Here is a 21,904-nt window from a genome sequence, read left to right as displayed (position 1 = left end):
TTATGGAGAAAAATATTGTTTTAGTCGGAATGATGGGGTCGGGGAAAACGACTGTTGCAAATTCTATTTCAGCTTATTCTGACTATGCTTTTATTGATATTGATAAAGAGATTGTAAATCTTGAAAACCAAAGTATAAATGATATTTTCGCTGATAAAGAAAAAGGAGAGAAGTATTTTAGAGATATGGAAACTAAAATTGCAAAGAAGATTATTTCATATAAACACTTAGGGAAATTTGTTATTTCTACAGGCGGTGGTATTCTGGAAAGAGATGAAAATCTTGAAATATTGAAGAAAAATGGTGTAGTATTTTATCTTAAAACAGATGTTGATGAGCTTTTGAAACGTCTTGAAGGAGATACTTCAAGGCCTCTTTTAAACGGTGAAAATCTCAAAAAAAAATTGTTAATGCTAATTGAAAAAAGAGAACAAAATTACAAAAATGCAAACTACATAATTGAAACTTCAGGTAAAGAGGTAAGTCAGATAGTTGTTGAAATATTAGGTATAATGAATGCAAGAATTAAAAGTTAAAATAGCAGCTCAAAAAGAGAGCGAATATCCTATCATTATAGGTTATGACATATTAAAAAATTCGTATGATTATATAAAAAAGGTTACGAATGCGAAGAAATTTTTGATTGTGACTAATGAAACAATATTTTCTATCTATAATTGTGCGATTTCGCTTCCTCAAGCCGAATATTTGGTCTTGCCGGATGGCGAGGAGTACAAAAATATAGAGGTTTTGCAGGAAATAACTGATAAAGCTTTGGAAATGAAACTCGAAAGAAACGATGCGATTGTTACTTTTGGTGGCGGTGTAATTGGAGATATGGCAGGTTTCGCGGCTTCAATCTACCAAAGGGGGCTTGATTTTATACAAATTCCAACGACACTTTTAGCACAAGTTGATTCTTCTGTTGGTGGAAAAGTTGCCGTTAATCACCCTTTAGGAAAAAATATGCTCGGAGCGTTTTATCAGCCAAAAATTGTTTTGGCGGATACAAAAATACTTGAAACTCTTGACGATAGACAACTTAAAACAGGTTTAGGCGAGGTTGTTAAATATGCTTTTATCGAGAAAACTTGTGGAGCAAATGTCGATTATAACTTGTTTGAATATTTGGAAAACAATGCCCAAAAAATCCTAATGCGTGACAAGGATATTTTACGTGAAATAATTAAAATCTCTTGCTCTTTAAAGGCTTCCGTTGTAAACCAAGACGAAAAAGAAAAAGGTTTGCGAGCGATTTTAAACCTTGGACATACTTTTGCTCATGCTTTTGAAAAAGTTACCGACTATAAAATTTATACTCACGGAGAAGCTGTTGCTAAAGGGGTGGAACTTTCTTTGTTTACAGCACTTGAGAAAGATTTGATTTCTGATAATTACTTCGTTAGAGGTATGAATTTGATAAAACAATTCGATTTCCAATTTGATAAATCCGTTGTGTTCAATCCTGATGAATTAATTGAGGCAATGAGTCTTGATAAAAAAGTAGACGGCGGAAAATTGAGGTTTGTTCTTCCGGTTAAAGAAAAAGAAGTCCAAATTTTCAACGATATCGATACAAAAACCTTATACTCCGTATTTTCAAAGGCGTTGTAAGGTGCATTTTATTATGTTATAATTCAAACTATGAAAATTTTAATATCAAATGATGACGGAATCAATGCAAACGGCATAAGAGTTTTGTCCAGTGTTTTAGGTAAAGAACACGAAGTATATGTAGTAGCCCCAGATAGAGAAAGAAGTGCCGCAGGGCATTCTTTGACATTGAATTCGCCTTTGCGAGTTGATGAGTTGGAGCCCAGATATGGCAACAAACGTTGCTGGACAACCACAGGAACGCCCGGTGACTGTGTGAAAATCGCATTGAGTGCGATATTAGCTGAAGATGAAAAACCGGATTTTGTAATCTCCGGCATTAATCATGGTCCGAATTTGGGAACTGATGTGTTTTATTCAGGAACCGTAAGTTGTGCAATGGAAGGAGCCTTGATGGGGATTCCGAGTATGGCTGTATCACTTTGTGGCGGAGATTTTACAGAAAATTCATTTTTATTTGCCGCTAATTTTGTCAAAAAATTTCTTCCAAAAATAAAAGAAATTGAATTTCCTAAAAAAACTATGTTGAACGTAAATGTTCCGTCAATTGCCCCCGAGGATATAGTCGGGGTGGCTATTTCAAAACTGGGAACAAGAACTTATACTGATGAGTATGAAAAAAGAGTTGACCCGAGAGGCAAAACATACTATTGGTTAGCCGGCGAATTCGTTAAAGACGGTGGCGAAAACGATTCTGATATTAATGCAATTCGCTCAAACAGGGTTTCGATTACTCCTGTGACTTTTGACATTACAAATAGTGGCATAATTCCTGATTTGGAAAACGCTTTCTGTAAAGACGGAAAATGCGATTGGATGCAATATGATAATAATTTTTAATGGTGAAAATAAAGAAGTTAAAGAAAATATCAGTATTTCTCAAATGATGAAAAATATTGATACGCCCAAACTTTATGTAGTTAAATTAAACGGCGAACTCATAGTTCAAGAGGCTTACGATACTACTATTTTGACAAATGGCGATAGCATTGAACTTGTTGTTTTTGCAAAAAATTAATCAAAACCAATAGATTTTAGGTGCTCAATTTTTGGGTCTTTAAGCCCTGTTATTGAAATAGCGTCAATTCTATAATTTTTGTATTTTTCTTTTGTTTGTTGCATATATGCAATCGCAGCAGTGTAAACTTTTTTGAGTTTTGCCTGAGTAATTGCTTCTAAAGGGTGCCCAAATGAAGTTGTAGAACGGGTTTTGACCTCTACGAAAACAAGAGTGTTACCTTCTTTTGCAACAATATCGAGCTCGCAATTTTTCGAAAAATGCCAGTTTCTGTCAAGAATTTTATAGCCAATACCTTCGAGATATTTTGCCGAAAATTCTTCTCCGAAAGCTCCTACTTGTTTGTTGTGAAAGTTGTTCATTTCTATATTATACACGCACTGGAACTTTTTTGATGTTTATGTTAAAAATATTATATGGGAAATGCGAAAAAAGCAGTATTAATAACAGGTGCCTCTTCAGGAATTGGTAAAGAGATTGCCTCTAAATTAGCTCAAGAAGGTTATCAGGTTTTTGCCGGAATTAGAAAAAAATCCGATAAATTTAAACTGGAAAAAATTAGTAAAAATATTACAGGTGTCTATTTGGATGTTACCAATCAAGCAGGAATTGACAAGGCTTTTTGGTATGTTTTGAAAAAAACAGACTCACTCTATGCCTTGATTAATAATGCGGGAATTGCGGTCGGTGGTCCGATGGAATTTTTGCCTGTAAAAAAAATAAAAGAACAATTTGATATCAATGTCTTTGGTGCTGTTGCGGTCGCTCAAAAGTTTTTACCGATTTTAAATGATGGAAGAATTATAAATATGAGCTCTATGGCAAGCACTGGTATTTTTCCTTTTACAGCTCCTTATTGTGCCTCAAAAAGGGCTTTGGATATTTTGTTCAACTCCCTTCAAATTGAGTTAAATCAAAGCAACATCAAGGTTATATCTATAAAACCAGGTGTCATAAAAACTCCGATTTGGGACAAGTCAATTAGGTCTGCACAGTTGGTATTAAAGGATTTGCCAGAGGGCTGTTCCGAAAAATACAAGCGAGAGTTGAATGCAATGGAACGTTCGGCGTTCAGTGCCAACGATAAAGGGATTGAGCCCATGGCTGTTGCAAATACTATTTCAAAAGCATTAAAAGCTAAAAACCCAAAACTCTCCTATTCCGTTGGTATAGACGCGTTTTGGGTGCTTCAATTCGCAAAATTGCCTCAAAATATTATAAATTTTTTCGTACAAAAATGCTTGAAAGCTAGAGCCCATAACTAATTGAGGTAGTCATTGAATTTCTTGTCAACCTCAAAGTTATAGCCACATCCCTCTAATGGCTTGCCACCATTGATTATTAGGCTTCGTTTGTCCCAAGGGTATGTCCTGCACTGGATTGCACGCCAAAAGTATGCACCACATTTATTATCTGCTCTTATTGATGAGCAAGTAAATAATAAGGCTTCGTCATCGTCTTTTCCTGAAATGAAAAAATGTTCATAATATGGTTTTTTTTCTTTCAGTTTTTGAAATTCATCTTCTTGTGTGATTATTTTGTTTTCAATATAAAAAACTATATTTCGGCAGCATTTGCCGCATTGTTTGCATTTGCCTTTTTGTATTATTTTAGAAGATTGAATTTTATCAAGCCAAAATTTTATATATTTAAACATTTTATTTAATCCAAAAGTCAGTCATTGCAAGTGGTTTGTCTAAATTTTTTAAATAGAAAACCCTCATAATATAATAACCACCAGATGGGAGTGTCAAAAATCCAAGGTGGTAATTTTTAGCTCTATCAATATAAATGTCATTTGCCCAAGCAACGCTATAGGCTAAAAAAGGAACTTTGTCGTCTTTTTTCATTACTTGAATTCTTATGACACTATCTTTAAATCCTTTTGGGTTTAAAAAAGCATAGTAAATTCTTTGGTTTGGTGAAAAAGTTTTTTGAATATTTCTGTAATTGTGAGTAGTAACAGGCTCTTTATTCAACAAAATCAATGGTTTTTGTTTGTTGCAACCTGTTGTTATGCAACTTAAAAAGAGTATAAATATTATAAAAAATTTTTTCATTTTATTATTGAGTAACTTTTTTCTTTAAGAAATTTACTTTGTACTGTATATTTTCTTTCAAATTTTTATCGTCAGTATATTGCAAGAATTTTTCATAGCTTTCTACTGATTTTTGATAATTTTTTTCTTTTTCGTACGCAAGAGCCAAAGCATAGTGAGCATAGGCATAATCAGGTTTTAGGCTTACAACTTTTTGGAAGCTTGCTTTTGCTTGAGTTAAGTCATTCGATTCAGCCTGACAAAGACCAAGATTGAACAAAGCGTCTGTGTTGTTTGGATTTATTTTTATTGCTTTTTGATATTCTAAAATAGCGGAAGCAAGATTTGACGATGCTTTATAGGCATTTCCAAGTTTTATACAAGTTACTTCGTCATTGGCATTTAATTCAAGGGCTTTTTTGTAAGAGTCAATAGACTTTGGATAATTTTTATTTTTTGAATAAGTATCACCTAATGCGATATAAGTTGCAACTTTTTCATCAAGGGTTGTGTCTTCCATAGACAAAATATTTGTATAAACCTCAGTTGCAGCTTCTGTTTTATCATATTTAGCAAGAGCATTTGCATAAGCAGCAGCAATAGACTGATTAGTTGGGTCAATAGCGATTGCTTTTTCGTAATTTTCAATAACCTTGCTTTTTACGCCCAGTTTGTCATAAGAATTCGCTATATTAACATACGCCATTGCGTCATTTGTATCAAGCTCTGTAGCTTTTTCATAGCTTGAAATAGCTTTTCTGTAGTTATTTGTTGAGACCAAACTTGTTCCTTGGTCCATATATGCTTTTGCCAAATAGCGTTTAACTTTCGGGTCTTGTTTTTGTGAATACAAATTAGAATAAATCGCAATTGCAGATGAATACATTTTGCTTGCATGACATGCCAGAGCTTTGTTGTATAAAAGGTCATAGTCATTTGGCGTGGCAGCGAGAAGCTCATCGTAAAGTTTTATCGCCTCGGGATAATCTTTATTTAAGTGGTATGCTTTTGCCAATTCTTCTTTCAAGTCTGCATTTTTCGGGTCTGCTTTAAGTCCTGATTTAAAGGTTTCAATCCCATCGTTAAACTTTTTATTTTTTATATATAAGACGCCTAAGTTGTGGTAGGCAACGGCGTTATTTTGGTATTTTTTCAAATATTTTGTATATTCAGAAATTGCGGAATCCGATTTGCCCATATCTGCAAGCAAATTTGCATATTCAAATCGTATAGAATCCAAGTCAGGCTTGATTTGCAATGCTTTTTGAAATTCAACAAGAGCTTGGTTATCTTTTTCTTGTTCAACGTATGCAAACGCAAGATTTGCGTGTGCAGAGTAGTCGTTAGGGTCTTTTTGGATTGCTGTTTTTAACATAGTTTCAGCATTTTGGTAATCTTTGATTTTATAAAGTGCAATTCCGTAGTTTGAATATTCTTTAAAGGTTGTCGGGTCATTGGTATAAAGGTTATTATATTGGTCGGCTGCACTTTTGGGGTCATTTTCATTCATAAATACTGACGCCAAATTTTCTCTTGCTTCAACGTGGTCAGGGTAACAATTCAAAAAAGTTGTATAATATTCTTCTGCTTCTTTAAATTCTCCGAGTTGATATTTTACGTTAGCAAGATTCAAATAATTGTATTTATATTCCGGAAAAATTTCCATAGCGTGATTATATGCATCAAAAGCCGTTTGATAATCGTGCTGTTGTTGAAGAATATTTCCGATACTGATATAAATAAAGGCATCATTGGGTTTAAGTTTTGCTGCTTTTTTATAAGACGCCAGAGCATTTTGCCAGTCGCCCAATTCACTGTAAAGACCCGCCATTTTTGTATATAAAAGTGCGTCATCGCCTGAGATTACGATTGCTTTTTGTAGTTCTGTGATTGCGTCTGTATATTTATTTGCTTCTTCAAGTTGACAAGCTGTGTGGTAATATTTATTAGATTCAGTAGTCATTGTTGCAAATGCACTTGAGCTCAATAATCCTGCTGTCAAAACCAATGTAATTAATAACTTACGATTAATTGTTCTACCCTCCTGCTTATCTTAGATTATCTTATGTTTTTGAAAAAAAAGCAATTAATTTTCTTTTTCTTTGTCCTCAAGTTTTATATACACTTGAGAGTTGATTTCGCCGCCTATAAGTATTATTAAAGATGTGTAATAAAGCCATACCATCAATATTGCGAAAGCACCGATTGTTCCGTAGACCCTATTGTATGTATTTAAGTTGCTCAAATAGAGTGAAAACGTCCATGAGCCAAGTAGCCAAAAGAAACAAAAGAACAATGTCCCCGGAAGCACGCTTTTCCTTTTTGCTTTAGTATGTCCGATTACTGCCGGCAAAATATAATAATTTATAAATGTGACCAAGTATAATGCCAAAAATGACACCGGCCATCTTGCTATTAATATAAAATTAATCAAAGCATTCGGAATAGGTGTAAAGGCTATTAAAAATTCAAGAATAACTTTACCGAGAATGATTAAGTTGACGCTAATAAAAAGCACGAACGCATTTGCAAAAACCATCAAGACAGATAACAATCTTGTGTACCAAAAAGGTCTGCATTCATTAATTCCGTAGACTCTATTAAGACCTTTCATTATTACGGCTATTGCATTTGAGGCTAAACCTAACGTCACAAAAAAACAAATAATAGCGATTGTGCCGCCTTGTTGGAACACCATTGCTTCATTTAGTGAATTTATTATTAAGTTGGAAACATCTTGCGGCGTAAAAGCTACAAGAAAGTTCAATATGGGTGCCATCAAGGATTTTTTCCCGAGCCAAGCAAACAGCGAGGTCAAAAAAAGTAAAAATGGAAAAATTCCCAGTACAAACATAAATGCCATTTCTGCTGCCATACCCGGAAAATCCGCTTCTATGACATTTTCAATTTGGCGTTTTATATATTTATATACTATGTTATCAGGTTCTTTCATAAGATTTTATCAATTTCTTCTAAGAGTTTATTTATAGCGATTTTTGCAGGTTTTTTGATTGTGCAACCTGCTGCAAATTGGTGACCACCGCCATCAAAAACAGCTGTAATTTTTGTTATGTCAACATTTTTGCTACGCAAGCTGACTTTTGTGTTACCTTGTGAATTTTCTTTTAGAACCATTGAAATTTCGACGGTTCTTATTGTTCTTAAAGCTTCTGAAATGCCGTCTGTGAAGTCATCTGTTGCGTTAAATTTCTTCATCATTTCTTTGGTGATAATTGTATGGGCAACTTTTCCCCCGTGGGTATAAATAGCATTGCTAATTGCAAACGCTTGGAATTGAACCATTTCTTGAGGTTTTGATTCATAACAATGGCGATAAATATCGCAAGGATTTGCACCTTTTTCAAGCAGGACAGCTGCTGTATTTAGGGTTTTAACAGAGGTGTTTTCATATTTGAAGCCGCCTGTATCTGTCATTATTGAGGTATAAAACAATACCGCCAAGTCTTTTGTTATTTCAATATTTAGTTCTTCAAAAATATCATACAAAACCTGACCGGCTGAGCAGGCTTTTGCATCTATATAATTAAAATCCGCATAGCCTTTATTTGTTTTATGATGGTCAATATTTATTGTTTTTTCGGCTTTATCAAAAATATCGGTGCCGTTCATAATCCTATCTTTAGCTGCAACATCGACACAAATCACCAAGTCGTATTTTTTTTCAAAATTTAAGCTATCAATATTTATCAACTTATCAAAATCGGGCAAAAAGTCATATATTGCAGGAAGTTTGCCTGCATAAACACAAGTTATATTTTCTTTTTTATAAATATTTTGCAAAACATTTGCGAGAGCCAAATTTGTGCTCAAGGTATCCCCATCAGGGTTTACGTGAGAAAAAATGACGATTTCTTTCGCCTTTTTTATTGCTCCCTCAAAGTCTTTTATATTATCCATGTTAAAAAATTACCCCTCTATGATAAAATAATCTTATCACAAATTAGAATGAGGAAAGACTTTGGAATATATTTTGTTACTATTCAGCATATTAATATTATTAGGTTTAATTGTTTGGTCGTGCGAAGTGTTTACAAACGCAATAGAGCACTTGGGCGTTTGCTATAATGTCGGAGATGGTGCTGTCGGAAGCATTTTTGCAGCCATAGGTACTGCCCTACCTGAAACAATTGTTCCGTTGGTTGCAATTTTGGGTGCTTATCTTTTTGGCGGAAATCTCCAAATAGGCACCGATATCGGTATGGGGGCCGTCCTCGGGTCACCATTCCTTTTAAGCACTTTAGCCATTTTTATTACCGGTTTATCTGTTTTATTATTATCTAAACAAAGAGGCTCTTTAAATTTAGATATCAACAAAGAACTTTTTCACAGGGATTTGAAATTCTTTCTATTGGCATATTCTGTCGGGGTTCTTGCCTCTTTTGCACCTTCAAAACTAATAAAATCTATAATCGGTGTTTTCCTTTTATCCTTCTATATATTTTATGCTGTAAGAACGGTTTTAAAGTCTGATGGAGCTTCTGCTGAGGAAAAAAATGAGTTGCTTTTTGCTAAATATTTAAGCCGTTTTGCTCAAAAACATCTACTCTTATTAATCTGGGTTCAAATAATATTTTCTATCCTTTGCATTATAATGTTTTCACACCTGTTCGTTGAAAATATCAAAGATATTGCTATAAAATTTAATGTATCACCAATGATTGTAAGTCTGTTACTTGCTCCAATTGCAACAGAATTGCCCGAAATGTTCAACAGTATAATTTGGACTCGCCAAAATAAAGATACCCTCGCTCTATCAAATATCACAGGTGCTATGGTCTTTCAGGCATGTATTCCTATGACAATCGGTGTTACTTTAACTCCGTGGATACTAAATTCGCAAGCTGTTTTCAATATTTTGCTCGTCTACTTATCAGTTGCCGGCTTATTTATACTTACTCTAAAAAAATCCTCACCACTCAGTGCAAAATCATTGATTATATCAGGTGCTTTCTATTTCGTTTATTTGGCTTACATATTCTTGCATTAGACTCGTGACAAATACCGTAAATTAGAGTAAAATAAGCCTATACTCATTTTAGAAAGGTTCCTTGCTTTGTTTGAAAAATTTACCGAAAAAGCCGTTGATGTGGTTAAATCTGCACAAATTACTGCTATTGAACTCAATCATGAAAAAATTTACTCAGAACACCTTTTGATTGCTTTGGGTAACCAAAAAGCAAGCCTCGTTACTAAAATGCTTGCGATGGCTCATTTGACGTCATTTGAGCTCAAAGAAATTATTCGCGAAAAATTGAAAGCAAAACAAACCGACACTCCCATCGAATTTGTTGTATTCAGCGATAATTTGAAACACGTATTTGAAGTCTCTTTGAAAATTGCAGACAGACTCGGCAACAGATATATTCAACCCGAACACCTGTTTTTGGCGTTGATTGATGACAGACGCTCTCAAATTAATGCAATTTTAGAAGAATATAATTTTGATACTTCAAAAGCAAAACATATGTTGCTCAAAATTTTAGATAAGACAAAACCATCTCAAAAAGCCCACCCTGAAGGCACAGAAAGACGTGAATCTGAAGATAAATACAAATATATTCACTCAATTTTTAAAGACCCGAATTCTTCTCCGATTTTAGAAAGAGCAGAAGCTAAACTTTCAACCTCAAACTATGAAATAATGGGTACTGAGCAAATTGTCCAATCAATTTTAGAAGATGAAAACTCTGATTTGTTAAATATTTTGCAAGACAAAGGCATTAACGCTGCTTCGTTTGCGGACAAGTTGAGCGAAATCTCCTCTCGTCAAGCTGAGTTTGAAGACAAGCAAATCATCTTTACTCCGAATGCATTGAAAACACTTTTAATGGCTATTGAAACTGCTAAAGAACTTGGCTCTGCCGCTATTAAGCCCGAACACGTTATTTTAGGGCTTCTCAAAACAAAAAGCGGAATTGCTTATAATATATTTAAAGAATTTAATATTGATGATGGCGATTTGGAACGTCAAATCGTTAAACCTATTGAAAAACAAATGAATGAAACCCTTGTCATTCTTCGTTTAGCCAAGCAAGAAGCTCGCAGAATGGGCAAAAATGTTGTAGGCTCTGAACTTATACTTTTAGGCATTTTACTTGAAGCTTTAGGGACCGGTGCTACGGTCCTAACTGAGCTCGGCATTACTCTTAAAGATGCAAAACTCGAAGTTGAAAATCTTATCGGGATTTCTGATGATTATAACGAAAAAGAAATTCAATTCAGCCAACGTGCAAAATTAATCCTTGAAGTGGCTTGGAATTTTGCAAAAGCTCAAAATAAAAGCAAAATTTCTTCAGGTCATCTGCTTCTTGCTATTTGTAACCAGCCAAAATCACTTGCTATGAAAGTATTAAACAACTTGGGCGTTGACGTAATTGAGATAAAACAAGGTATAGAAAAACATAAAGTCGACTAGTATGTTTAACAAAAATGCTAAAATTGAACTTTTGGCTCCGGCTAAAAACAAAGAATCAGCTATCGCCGCAATAAATGCAGGTGCTGACGCTGTTTATATCGGCTATCTCTGTTATGGAGCTCGCTCTGCAGCCGGAAATTCCCTCGACGATATCAAAACGACTATTGATTACGCTCATAAATTTAAAGTGAAAATTTATATTACATTAAATACGATTTTTAAAGACTCTGAAATCGGGCAAGTTATTGACGTCATCTATGATTTATACAACATTGGGGCAGATGGGATTATTATTCAAGACATGGGGCTCCTCGAAATGGATTTACCTCTTATCCCTCTTATAGCAAGCACTCAGTGTAATAATGATTCATTGGAAAAAATTCAATTCTTGGAAAAAACAGGCTTTAAAAGAGTTATTCTCCCAAGAGAATTCAGCCTTGATGAAATTAAAAATATATCAGATAACACAAACGTTCAGCTAGAAACTTTTGTCCACGGAGCTTTATGCGTTTCCTACAGCGGACAGTGCTATTTGAGCTATGCAATAGGTGGCAGAAGTGCCAATCGGGGTGAATGTGCTCAACCTTGCAGAAAAAAATATTCTCTAAAAGATTCTAACGGGAAATTTATCGCTAAAGACAAATTCTTATTGAGTTTGAAAGATTTTAATCTTTCTGAACATATTGAAGAATTGATTAATGCCGGTGTTACTTCCTTCAAAATTGAAGGAAGGTTAAAAGATGAAGTATATATAAAAAATATTGTTACCTTCTACCGTCAACAAATTGATATGGTGCTTGATAAATTAGATATGGAAAGAAGCTCTGTCGGCTACTCTCACACCTCTTTTGAGCCAAATCCCGACAAATCATTTAACAGAGGCTTTACTACTTATTTCTTGAAAGAAAGAAATAAAGAAATATCAGCTATGCAATATTCTAAATCTATAGGAGAATATATAGGCAGAGTAAAAGATATAGGGGCAAATTATTTTATAATTAATAATCCTGTTTTACATAATTCTGACGGAATATGCTTTTTTGATGAATATTCAGAGCTTCAAGGTACAAAAGTAAATAAAGTTTTAGGCGATAAAGTCTATCCGAATTCTATGTTTGCGATAAAACCAAATGTGCAAATCTATAGAAATTATGATAATCAATTCAACAACCAACTCATAAATACTAAATTGCAACGGAAGCTACCCATCGATATAAATATATATGAGTCTGGTGATAATATTGTCTTTTCAATGGTTGACAACGATGGCATCAGTGCTGATTTGTATATTAAAAATGATTATTCGCCTGCTAAAAATAAAGAAACAGCTTTATCTAACATTCAAAAACAACTCGCTAAACTCGGAGATACTGAGTTTGTTGTCAATGACTTGGCGATTTCGATTAAAAATGTTCCATTTATTACGGTTTCAGAGTTAAATTCTATAAGACGTGGGTTAATATATAAATTTCAACAAAACAGAGCTGTTATAAATACTCAAGAATATAGAACTGCCCCAATTTGCAATATATCTTATCCAATCAAAAAATTGGACTTCAAGGCAAATATTTATAATAAATATTCAGAAGACTTTTATAAAAAACGTGGTGTTTTAGAATTTGAAAAAGCAGCTGAAGCACAAAAACAAATGAACGGTAAAGAAGTCATGGTTACAAAACATTGTCTTAAATATTTGTTTAATATGTGCTCAAAATTGAAAAAAAAATCCGAATTTAAAGAGCCGCTTTTCTTAGTAGATGAGTATGGCAAAGAATATAAACTCGATTTCGATTGCAAAAATTGTAATATGAAAATAATATATTAATTATTTTTTGAGAAGCATTTTTATACTTACTGTCGAAAAATTATGCTTTTTATATTTTTCTTCTAATTCTTTTTGCAATTCTTCATCAGGATATTTTGATGTATGCCAATCTCTAAATTCTATAATATTAAAATTAGTTCTGTTTATAGCTTCGACATAGTCATCATAAAACATGTGGTTTAAAAAATCCCAATTTGTCATTTGTCTTAGCAGTTCATTCGCAGTCGATTGTTCATATCTATTTAGCAAAATATTCTTAAGTTCTCTTTCTTTATATTTAAGATGAGCCCAATCCATATCTAAATTATTGAAATTTACACTCGTTCCGTTTGGTTGCACCGTCCATACGTGATGACCCTTGTAGCAAGACCAAATCGGTCCTAAAAGTGCTGACAAATAGCCACCTTCATTTAATAGGTCATACATTTTTTCTATTGCTACATCAAAATTTTGGATATGTTCAAATGAATTGGTCGCAAAAATTAAATCAAATTTTTTATCTGTTATATATTCTTCAACAGGTAATTTGATTTTTGAAACTTTTTGAGAAACAATTTCCCCTTTATCAAAAGCTGGGTCAATACAATCCCAAGATTTTACTTTTAAAAAATCAGCAACTTCTACTTGTGTATAACCACCTATTTCAAGAACTTTTTTTCCTTCAAAAAGATTTTTCTCTAAACAAACATTATAATGATTTTTCTGCCAAACAGGTAAATTTTCTAACATAAATCTCATAATACACTTTAAAATATAATAAGTAAATAAATAATATGTAACGATATGTAACAGTATATACTTTTTATGAAATCAGTATATAAAAAATGTTTTTATATAAGTGTGTGTTATTAAAAAAGTAAGTAGGAGCAAATTATGAGTTTAATCGATGCTTTAAAATCCGGAAATTATCAATATACAACTACCGGTAGCAACAACAATATAAAAATTAATGCCGGCGACGGAAACAACGTCATTAATGTCAAAGGTCAAAACGCAGATATCACAACCGGCAACGGTAACCAAACAATATTTGCTGATATCAACAACAACTTGAACATCACAACAGGTTCATCAGGTTCTGATTTCATTAAAGCTTCTGCTTATAATGCTAACATCACAACAGGTGACAGTGATGATACTATCAAGTTTGAAGGTACAAACTTTGACATTTCAGCAATGGGCGGAAACAACGTTATCTTGGCAAAAGGTGATGCTGATGTAAAAAGCACTCACAACACAATCACTACTGGTAACGGAAATGACCAAATCGTTGCTACTTCAAATGGTTTGACTATCAATGATGAATCAGGCAATTTGACTTCATTCGTTTACGGCGACGGCTTGACTCTTGATGCTGGCGACGGCAACCACACTGTTGGCTTCTGGGGTAATGATGTAAATATGGACTTCGGAAACGGCAACAACAATATTCAAACAATGGACTTCACAATTGCTAACGCTAACGATTCTACTCTATCAATTTTAAAAGATTTCGGTATCGTTGACGCTATGGAGAAAAAAGTAACCGCTTCTTCTGAAGTAATTGACAAAAATGTTACCAAAACTGAATTCGATGCAAAAGCTGAAATCGCTAAACGATATCACTTGAGTGCACAAGAACAAAAGATTTTGGCCGGTATCGACCTTGATGCAAAATTGGCATCAGATGGCGGTCCTCTTTATGTAATCATCAAGAGCCCAGGAAAATCAACTATGGCTGGCAAAGATGTTTATGTAGTCGCAAAACGTGATGGTAAAAACCACGCTTGGTCTGTTTCAAACGGTATTGATGCAACTTCTAAAGGTGGCAGAAATTATGCAAACAGAACTGAATGTATTGCAACATCAGCAGGTTGGACTTCTGAAACTTACACAGGTAATGATGTAACTACAACTTCAACTACTACTGAATATACTTATTTCTTAAACGGTGTTAAAAATGTAAATATTAACTCAGGCGACGGAAATAACAATGTAGCTATTACAGCTGATTCTGAAGCTTTTGACCCAATCTCAATCGATTTGGGTGAAGGCGACAACAATATCTTCATTCAAAACGGTTTCACTGTAAAAGATACTGACACTAAAATAGAAACAACTACAAGCTCAGAAACAGCAAGATTATACAAATCAGCTAATTCATACAACTCTCCATTAATCGTTGACTTCAACAAAGACGGCAAAGTTTCAGCTTCTGCAGGTAAAGGTGTAGATGTTGATGACAACGGAGTTGCTGACGGTGCTGCAACAGGTGGCGACAAAATGTTAGCTATGTCTGATATGAACGGTAACAACAAAATTGACGGTACTGAAGTATTCGGTAACAACACAGTAAGCCCATTCACAGGTAAAAAACTAGATGCAGCTAATGGTTTCGAAGCTTTGAAATTAATCGCTCAAGAAGCTGAACAATACACAGGTACTAAATGTATCGACGCTGCTGGCAACGTAGACCTTCAAGCTCTAAAAGGAGCTCTAGCTACAAAAGGTGTTCAACTTGGCTTCATCAGTGACAACAATACTTCAAATCTTGAAGACTTGGCTCACGTAGCTTCTATCAATGTAGCTGATTACAACGAAGTTGATGCTACCGGTGACGTTCAAAACAGACAATTAGGCTCTTACACTGATACTGACGGCAATACTCAAAAAGTTGATGACGTTTGGTTCACATCTAAAGATCTTCCAAAAATGGATTTGGCTGAATTCTTAAAAGGATTAAGAGCTGAATAATAAAAACAAACAATAACACACAATAATAAGTAATAATGAGTCGGAAAAGGAAAAGCTAATCAAAAAATTGATTAGCTTTTTTTTTATAATCTTGATTTATATTTTTGTCTGTATTAAACTACTAATAGCAAATTTGCGGAAGTAGCTCAGTTGGTAGAGCGTCTGCCTTCCAAGCAGAATGTCGCGAGTTCGAGTCTCGTCTTCCGCTCCATTTATAAATGGCGGCATGGCCAAGTGGTAAGGCAGGAGCCTGCAAAGCTTTCATCCCCAGTTCGAATCTGGGTGCCGCCTTTTTAATTTCCAATCTTTTGATTGGTTTTTTCTTTATTTGACAAATTATTTTATGTTTCGGTTTATTATAATTAATTACAATTTAGAGGGTTATGGTCTATGCAAATTAATAATCAAGTCGCTTTCGGTATTAAAGTTCCGACTCAACATGTCATCAATCTTGTTGCAGGTGATTCGGGTAAAAATTCTTTCGATTTAATTTCTACATTATCAGGCGTTCCAAAAGAACAAATTCTAACCAAGATGAACAGTGATTTGATTTCTTTCAATCGAGATAATTGTGCTAAAGAAATTGTTAAACAAAAGCCAGAATTCGCACCACTCTTAAAAGCAAAAGAAGCTTTAACTGAAGCATTTAGCAGACTTAATTGTCAAAAAGGTAAACCTTCTATGAGCGAAATTTCAGATTTATTTGTTAAAAAAGAAGCTGAAGCTGAAAAATTAGCAAAAAAATTAGATTCAGACATTGATATTGATAAAATAAATTTAATTGGCTAAAACATATCAAAACATTTATATAAAAACAAAAGAAACCACCATTGTTAACTCGGTGGTTTCTTGTTGATTAGATGATAATATTATTCTTTATCAATCATTGTTCCGCCATAATTGCTGACCAATTGAGCCAGACTCCTCGTGTATCCGAATTCGTTATCGTAATACATTTTTAATCCGACGTGATTTCCGTTTACGACGGTAAGTGATTCGGGAATATACAATCCGCTTTCGATGCGTCCTTGGGCATCTCTTGATGTTGAGCCTGTCGGTGCTTTTTTTATAAGATTTGCATAAGCAGGGTCTTTTGCAGCTTCTTCTAATGTTTTTTGAAGTTCTTCTTTTGTAATAGGCTTTTTCAAAACAGCAGATACAATTGCCATAGAAACGCTTGACGTCGGGACTCTGGTTGCGTATCCGTCCATTTTCCCTTTAAGCTCAGGAATAACTTTTGTTGTCGCCTTTGCAGCTCCAGTTGTCGTCGGAATCATTACGTCTAAAAGTCCTCTGTATTTAGAGTTTGCTTTTTCTTTAGCCTTATCAGTTACTGATTGAGAACCGGTTGCAGAGTGCGTCGTGTCAACGATTACGCTTTCAATTCCGAATTTATCATTTAATAATTTTATATACGGTGAAATACATGTTGTAGTACAACTTGCAGCTGAAACCATATTTCCGTTAGCTTTAATATCTTTTAATTTTTCATTGTTAACGCCGGGGATAATTGTCAACATGTCATCTTTCGCAGGTGCTGAGAGAACCGCACCTTCAACGGTTCCTGAAAGATGTTTTGATAATTTTTCTTTTGTATCATTATTTCCTGTTGTGTCAACAACAATTTGAGTATTGTTTTTAGACCAGTCAATATCATCTCTTGTTGCAGTTAATTCGATTGTTTCAGTTCCGCCTTTTTTCGATTGAACTTCTAAAAAAGTTGCATCATCTTTCCTTTTTATGTCGAGTTTTATTCCATCGGGCATTTTTCCCAAGACATTACTATGGGTTAGCTGTGCGATTAGGTCTTTTTCTTTGACGTCATTAATCGTTTTGCCTTTTTTCATGCCCATAGAGCCTAAGTTCAACATAACAAGATTTTGGTTTGCATATACTTTGCTGAGTTTATCCCAACTTGTATAAACTTCTTGTGGTGCGTGTTTGGCAAGGATGTATTGCCTTTCATAGTTTTTCCCAATTCCGCTACCTGCACCATTAATAGCAACATTGACTAAGTCTTTTCGGTCTTTTTTTTCAAGACCGGAAAAGCTAATGCTTGATACATTCATTTCTCTTCTCCTTAAACACAAATGTATAATATATTAAATTTTGAGACCAATAAATATAAAGACTGTAAAGAATATTTTTGCTAGTAAAAATAATATATTTTTCAAAAAATTATTATTTCTTAATAAAAAGAATAAATAAAAAAACGCAACCCATTTTCTTGATAAATTAAAATCCAAGCATTTTTATACCTGTCATTTAGCCGTTGCGTGGCTTTTAGCTATTTCCCCGACTGTAGAAAGTTAATTTAGAATGAAGTTTTTAAATTGGGTGTGCGGGGTCTCGAACCCCGGACCTACTGATTAAGAGTCAGTTGCTCTACCAACTGAGCTACGCACCCATTCAATATTTCTTTCCTAATTTTACTCCATCAATGAAATCCGTCAATTATTTTATATTTTATTTGTATTCTATTATGCCTACGAGGGGAGTTTATTTATTCCTTTTTTATTCTATCTTGTAAAAAAGGAGGTTAATATGCCTGATTTCTGTACGCCGTTTTCTGTGAAAAAAAATAACGGTATGCTTACTCACGAAGAGCTTGTTAGAGCTTTAAGATTTTGTATTGCAGCTGAATATGAAGCTATGCAAATATACGAAGAATTAGCTGAATCTATAGACAATGCTGAAGCCAAAAAAGTTCTATGCGAAATTCGCGGGGACGAGATGGTTCATGCCGGTTGTTTTCAAAGAATTTTAAATTTGGTGAATCCTGATGAGCAAAAATCTTACAACGAAGGTCACGAGGAGGTCGATAAGCTCTTAGGATTGTAATTTCTTCGAATATTCTTGAATTAGAGCATCTTTTTCTTTTCTTAAAAGATGCTTTATTCTATATTCTTCTTTTGTTGCGTCTTGTTTTGTGGCAAATTCTGCGACATAAACCAATTCTTTGGGCTTGAAGGCTTTTGTGTATTTTGCACCTGTTCCGTCAACGTGCTTTTGATATCGCTTTTTTACATCATCTGTGTAGCCACAATAAAGTGTATTTTTTTCTGTTTCAATTATATATACGTAATATTTTTTATCCATTAGCCACTATGTCATCTAAAATTGTGAAAATCTTTTCAAGAGAGTCTTCTCTAACCAAGTTAAATCGATATTCTGAGCCACCCCGTATTCCCTTTATGTAATAAGGGTAAAATTTTCTTACGAATTTTATTGCCACATCTTCGTTTCGAAGCTCTATTTCTTTTAGAATATGTTCTTTTAGTAGTTCAATTCGTTCTTTGATGTTTGGTGCGGGTAGCTTTTCACCTGTTTGAAAATAATGTTCTATTCTATAAAGTAATGTAGGGTCGCCGATTGCCCCCCGTCCTAGTGCTATACCGTCAGCTTGAGAGTCTGTAAGGCAGTTTATGGCTGAGTCAAGGTCTGTTATATCGCCGTTTGCATATAGAGGAATATTTATTTCACCTTTTAGGTCTGATATCTTTTTCCAATCGGCAGAGCCTGCGTAAAATTGAACTCTTGTTCTTCCGTGAACCGTTATTGCATCTGCACCCGCTTCTTCGAGTCGTTTTGCAAAATCTACAAAATTTAGTTGGTCTTGGCTCCAGCCCAGTCTGAATTTACACGTTACAGGCGTTGAAACTACATCTTTTATTGCTTTTAATATATCAATAGCTAAGTCCGGATTTTTCATTAAGGCACAACCATCTGTGCCTTTTACGACTTTATTTACGGGACAGCCCATGTTTATATCGATAATTGAGGCTTTGTCTTCAATTATTTTTGCAGCTTTTGCCATTAATTGTGGTTTGTGTCCTGATAGCTGGAAAGCAAGCGGGTGCTCAATTTCTTCGCAATGAATAATCGCACCGTAAGGTCTTTGAACAAGGGCTTCCGAGCTTATCATTTCTGTTGTCAAAAGGCAATTTTTTGAAAATTTTCTTATCAGTTGTCGTACAACTGAGTCTGTAATTCCTGCCATTGGGGCAAGCATTACGTTGCTTTTTATTTCAATCTTCCCTATCTTAATTTGTTTTGTTTCTGTTGTGTTCATTATTTACCTTGGGCAACTCGTTTCCTTGCGTATTGCGTAAATTCATTTTCTTCAGGCTTTGCTGCCAAATATTTTCGATAAGCTGATATTGCCTCTTGGTGTCTGCCTAATGTGTCTAAGTCAACGCCCAAAGAATAATATGCCAATGAAAAATCTTTGCTATAGGTTACTGCTTTTTGGTAATCTGTAACCGCTAATTGATAATGTTTTTGAGCGTCGTAGATTAAACCTCTATAATAATATGCAGCCCCTGAGTTTGGTGATTTTGAGATTACTCCATTGACTATTTTTAAAGCATCAAAATATTTCTTTTGGTCATATAAATCAAGGGCTTTATCAAGCAGTTCATTGTTTTCTTGTTCGGTTGCGAATTTTAATAAACTCTTTGTCTTTTCATTAGTTTTATCTAAAGCAAGTGACTTGTTGAGATAAATTCTTGCGTTTGTGAATTGGTCAAGATTTAAATACACGGAGCCCATATAATATGGAATATCTGAATTCGTCGGGTCAAGAGCAAGTGCTTTTTTATAATAGTCAAGAGCCATGTTGTAATTTTCTAACGCTTGATATGATGCCGCAATGCCTAGCTGTGATTCAGCTGTCGGAGGTTGGATTTTTTGATAAGCTTGTATTGCTGCATTAAATTGTCCTTGTTCAAAAAGTTTTGTTGCGTCAGCGTATAATCCTGATGAAACTTCAGCCATTATTGAGCGATATTGCTTTTGTAAATCAACATTTTGTGGAAATTTTGCCTTTCCTTGATTTATTATTGCAATTGCTGAATTGATGTCTTTTTTTTGTCTATAGACTTGTGATAGATTTATATAAGTATCAATATTTTCAGGATTTAGTTTCATTGATTCTTTATAATAGACAATAGCGTCGTCAAGTTTATTGGCTTTGTGTAGGTCATAGGCAAAGTTGTAGCAAGTTTGTGCATCCATCGGCTTACCTGTGCTTTGGCTCATGTATGACAATACTTGGTCTGCCGGCATTGTTTGTTTTAATAAGTCGAAAAGTTCTTCTTTTGCTTCTTTGTTATTAGGAGCGTATGTAATTGCCATATTATATTCTTTTACTGCAGCTTCGTTTTGTCCTAAAGCCTTTAAACATTGTCCTTTATAAAGATGCGATTCTACGTGATTGGGGTAAAGCTGGATTATTGAGTCATATACAGCTATCGCAGCAGGGTAGTTGTTTTGAGATTGGTATAAGGTTCCCAAATTTAGTTTTGTATTTGTGTTAGTCGGGTTTAAAGTTTGAGCTTTTTGATATTCGGTCATTGCCTCATTAAATTTGTTTTCTTTTTGATATACGACAGCTAAATTTGAATGTGCGTCCGCATCGTTTGGATATTTCGCAACTTTATCAGCCCAAATTTTTTCTAATGATAATAATATATCTTCTTTTTCATTAGAATTTTCAAGTGCCTTGTTGTATTCGTTTGCAGCTCCTTCTGAATTGCCGATATCTTCGTAAGCTCTTGCTAATTTTAAGTGAAGGTCTGCGTTATTAGGGTCTTGTTGTACTGCCTTTTCGTAAAAAGCTGCGGCTCTCAGTTTAGAGCCTAAAATTTTCATCACATCACCTATACAAACATAGGCTTCTTTTTGGTATTGGGTGTCGATAAGTTGGTAGAATTCATATCCGCTTGCTGCAAATTCACCTTGCATTCTAAGTTGTTTGGCACTTGTATATCTACCTTTTAAGCTTCTATCGACTTTCATAACCGTTAAGACCGTAGCAAGATTTTGCTCTGCGGCGTTTGTTGCTTGCGTCATGCTGTAATCGACAGCTGAGTCGTCGTAATATTTCATATAAAACAGTGCTGAACGTAAATCATTTGCCGCTCTTTGATAGTCATGAGCTTGGTTATTATAGTAAGCTGCTCGTGATATATACGCATTTGTTAATCCTATTTTTGAAGAAAGGTCATCAGGCTTTTCCCTCATAGCTTTTTTGAATTCTTGAATAGCACTCGTATATTGATAAGACTGCAAATATTGCATTCCTGCGTCATAATGAGAGCTTGTTGTGTCATCGTCGTCATAGACTTGGTATGCGTTTGCTGGTGACGAAAACATTAATAAAAAAACAAAAATCCCTAATAATAATTTCTTCATATCCTGATACTCTATCTTCTTTTCGTTTATCTTTATTACTTATT

General features: G+C 34.4%; 22 protein-coding genes and 3 tRNA genes. 13 read left to right on the top strand and 12 right to left on the bottom strand.

Annotation, left to right across the window (positions count from 1 at the left end; all coding sequences use genetic code 11):
• Positions 1 to 2 precede the first annotated feature (2 nt).
• Genes PHV37_07155 through thiS form a run of 4 tightly spaced genes read left to right on the top strand, consistent with a single transcriptional unit; the run spans position 3 to position 2,632 of the window.
• Positions 3 to 536, top strand: coding sequence for a shikimate kinase (locus tag PHV37_07155; GenBank protein ID MDD3237857.1), 534 nt, complete (start codon positions 3 to 5; stop codon positions 534 to 536).
• A complete protein-coding gene (aroB, locus tag PHV37_07150) occupies positions 517 to 1,614 on the top strand; it encodes a 3-dehydroquinate synthase (protein ID MDD3237856.1) in 1,098 nt (365 codons plus the stop codon). The genes PHV37_07155 and aroB overlap by 20 nt, the downstream gene beginning before the upstream one ends.
• Positions 1,615 to 1,644: 30 nt before the next feature.
• A complete protein-coding gene (gene surE, locus PHV37_07145; protein ID MDD3237855.1) occupies positions 1,645 to 2,454 on the top strand; it encodes a 5'/3'-nucleotidase SurE in 810 nt (269 codons plus the stop codon).
• Positions 2,438 to 2,632 carry a sulfur carrier protein ThiS gene (gene thiS / locus PHV37_07140; GenBank protein ID MDD3237854.1) on the top strand — a complete coding sequence of 65 codons (195 nt, stop codon included), beginning with the start codon at positions 2,438 to 2,440 and terminating at the stop codon, positions 2,630 to 2,632. The genes surE and thiS overlap by 17 nt, the downstream gene beginning before the upstream one ends.
• Here the strand turns inward: thiS and PHV37_07135 are convergent.
• Positions 2,629 to 2,994 (bottom strand): YraN family protein, encoded by a 366-nt coding sequence (locus tag PHV37_07135; GenBank protein ID MDD3237853.1) that lies wholly within the window; start codon positions 2,992 to 2,994, stop codon positions 2,629 to 2,631. The two genes, thiS and PHV37_07135, sit on opposite strands and share 4 nt — an antisense overlap.
• Before the next feature lie 54 nt (positions 2,995 to 3,048).
• On the opposite strand from PHV37_07135, the gene PHV37_07130 reads away from it, so the two are divergent.
• Complete coding sequence (locus tag PHV37_07130; protein MDD3237852.1) at positions 3,049 to 3,897, top strand: SDR family oxidoreductase; 849 nt, start codon at positions 3,049 to 3,051, stop codon at positions 3,895 to 3,897.
• Here PHV37_07130 and PHV37_07125 read toward each other — a convergent pair.
• From PHV37_07125 to PHV37_07105, 5 genes are all read right to left on the bottom strand, one after another.
• Positions 3,894 to 4,289: a YkgJ family cysteine cluster protein gene (locus tag PHV37_07125; protein ID MDD3237851.1), complete on the bottom strand. Its 396-nt coding sequence runs from the start codon at positions 4,287 to 4,289 to the stop codon at positions 3,894 to 3,896. The two genes, PHV37_07130 and PHV37_07125, sit on opposite strands and share 4 nt — an antisense overlap.
• Before the next feature lies 1 nt (position 4,290).
• Positions 4,291 to 4,692: a hypothetical protein gene (locus PHV37_07120; protein MDD3237850.1), complete on the bottom strand. Its 402-nt coding sequence runs from the start codon at positions 4,690 to 4,692 to the stop codon at positions 4,291 to 4,293.
• A 4-nt stretch (positions 4,693 to 4,696) separates the two neighbouring features.
• Positions 4,697 to 6,673, bottom strand: a complete 1,977-nt coding sequence (locus tag PHV37_07115) for a tetratricopeptide repeat protein (protein ID MDD3237849.1) — start codon at positions 6,671 to 6,673, stop codon at positions 4,697 to 4,699.
• A gap of 84 nt (positions 6,674 to 6,757) precedes the next feature.
• Positions 6,758 to 7,624 carry a YihY/virulence factor BrkB family protein gene (locus PHV37_07110; protein ID MDD3237848.1) on the bottom strand — a complete coding sequence of 289 codons (867 nt, stop codon included), beginning with the start codon at positions 7,622 to 7,624 and terminating at the stop codon, positions 6,758 to 6,760.
• Positions 7,621 to 8,589, bottom strand: a complete 969-nt coding sequence (locus PHV37_07105; GenBank protein MDD3237847.1) for a bifunctional oligoribonuclease/PAP phosphatase NrnA — start codon at positions 8,587 to 8,589, stop codon at positions 7,621 to 7,623. Before PHV37_07105 ends, PHV37_07110 begins: the two co-directional genes overlap by 4 nt.
• 61 nt (positions 8,590 to 8,650) lie before the next feature.
• On the opposite strand from PHV37_07105, the gene PHV37_07100 reads away from it, so the two are divergent.
• The 3 genes from PHV37_07100 (at position 8,651) to PHV37_07090 (ending at position 12,932) form a co-directional block, all read left to right on the top strand.
• The gene (locus PHV37_07100; protein MDD3237846.1) at positions 8,651 to 9,679 is read left to right on the top strand and encodes a hypothetical protein; all 1,029 of its coding nucleotides are present in this window, start codon (positions 8,651 to 8,653) and stop codon (positions 9,677 to 9,679) included.
• A 66-nt stretch (positions 9,680 to 9,745) separates the two neighbouring features.
• A complete protein-coding gene (locus PHV37_07095) occupies positions 9,746 to 11,107 on the top strand; it encodes a Clp protease N-terminal domain-containing protein (GenBank protein MDD3237845.1) in 1,362 nt (453 codons plus the stop codon).
• Position 11,108: 1 nt separating this feature from the next.
• Positions 11,109 to 12,932 carry a U32 family peptidase gene (locus PHV37_07090; protein MDD3237844.1) on the top strand — a complete coding sequence of 608 codons (1,824 nt, stop codon included), beginning with the start codon at positions 11,109 to 11,111 and terminating at the stop codon, positions 12,930 to 12,932.
• Here PHV37_07090 and PHV37_07085 read toward each other — a convergent pair whose 3' ends face one another.
• Entirely contained in the window at positions 12,933 to 13,661 is a 729-nt protein-coding gene (locus PHV37_07085; protein MDD3237843.1) for a methyltransferase domain-containing protein, read from the bottom strand.
• A gap of 144 nt (positions 13,662 to 13,805) precedes the next feature.
• Between PHV37_07085 and PHV37_07080 the strand changes: the two genes are divergently transcribed.
• From PHV37_07080 to PHV37_07065, 4 genes are all read left to right on the top strand, one after another.
• Complete coding sequence (locus PHV37_07080; GenBank protein ID MDD3237842.1) at positions 13,806 to 15,665, top strand: hypothetical protein; 1,860 nt, start codon at positions 13,806 to 13,808, stop codon at positions 15,663 to 15,665.
• Positions 15,666 to 15,800: 135 nt separating this feature from the next.
• Positions 15,801 to 15,876: transfer RNA gene (locus PHV37_07075), tRNA-Gly, on the top strand.
• A gap of 9 nt (positions 15,877 to 15,885) precedes the next feature.
• Positions 15,886 to 15,956, top strand: a tRNA-Cys gene (locus PHV37_07070).
• Positions 15,957 to 16,055: 99 nt separating this feature from the next.
• Positions 16,056 to 16,454, top strand: a complete 399-nt coding sequence (locus PHV37_07065; GenBank protein ID MDD3237841.1) for a hypothetical protein — start codon at positions 16,056 to 16,058, stop codon at positions 16,452 to 16,454.
• A gap of 80 nt (positions 16,455 to 16,534) precedes the next feature.
• Here PHV37_07065 and PHV37_07060 read toward each other — a convergent pair whose 3' ends face one another.
• Together PHV37_07060 and PHV37_07055 are read right to left on the bottom strand one after the other, a co-directional pair.
• The gene (locus PHV37_07060; GenBank protein MDD3237840.1) at positions 16,535 to 17,734 is read right to left on the bottom strand and encodes a hypothetical protein; all 1,200 of its coding nucleotides are present in this window, start codon (positions 17,732 to 17,734) and stop codon (positions 16,535 to 16,537) included.
• A 265-nt stretch (positions 17,735 to 17,999) separates the two neighbouring features.
• Positions 18,000 to 18,072, bottom strand: a tRNA-Lys gene (locus PHV37_07055).
• Between the two features lie 137 nt (positions 18,073 to 18,209).
• Between PHV37_07055 and PHV37_07050 the strand changes: the two genes are divergently transcribed.
• Positions 18,210 to 18,506, top strand: coding sequence for a ferritin family protein (locus PHV37_07050; protein MDD3237839.1), 297 nt, complete (start codon positions 18,210 to 18,212; stop codon positions 18,504 to 18,506).
• Here the strand turns inward: PHV37_07050 and PHV37_07045 are convergent.
• Genes PHV37_07045 through PHV37_07035 form a run of 3 tightly spaced genes read right to left on the bottom strand, consistent with a single transcriptional unit; the run spans position 18,495 to position 21,860 of the window.
• Positions 18,495 to 18,764 (bottom strand): GIY-YIG nuclease family protein, encoded by a 270-nt coding sequence (locus PHV37_07045; protein MDD3237838.1) that lies wholly within the window; start codon positions 18,762 to 18,764, stop codon positions 18,495 to 18,497. The genes PHV37_07050 and PHV37_07045 overlap by 12 nt on opposite strands.
• Positions 18,757 to 19,737, bottom strand: a complete 981-nt coding sequence (gene dusB, locus PHV37_07040) for a tRNA dihydrouridine synthase DusB (GenBank protein ID MDD3237837.1) — start codon at positions 19,735 to 19,737, stop codon at positions 18,757 to 18,759. The genes PHV37_07045 and dusB overlap by 8 nt, the downstream gene beginning before the upstream one ends.
• The gene (locus PHV37_07035) at positions 19,737 to 21,860 is read right to left on the bottom strand and encodes a tetratricopeptide repeat protein (GenBank protein MDD3237836.1); all 2,124 of its coding nucleotides are present in this window, start codon (positions 21,858 to 21,860) and stop codon (positions 19,737 to 19,739) included. Before PHV37_07035 ends, dusB begins: the two co-directional genes overlap by 1 nt.
• Positions 21,861 to 21,904: the final 44 nt, after the last annotated feature.

This window comes from Candidatus Gastranaerophilales bacterium (assembly GCA_028693235.1).
Lineage (GTDB): Bacteria > Cyanobacteriota > Vampirovibrionia > Gastranaerophilales > Gastranaerophilaceae > JAQUVW01.
The sequence above is the reverse complement of the archived record's forward strand: the minus strand, read 5'-3'. Positions and strand labels throughout refer to the sequence as shown.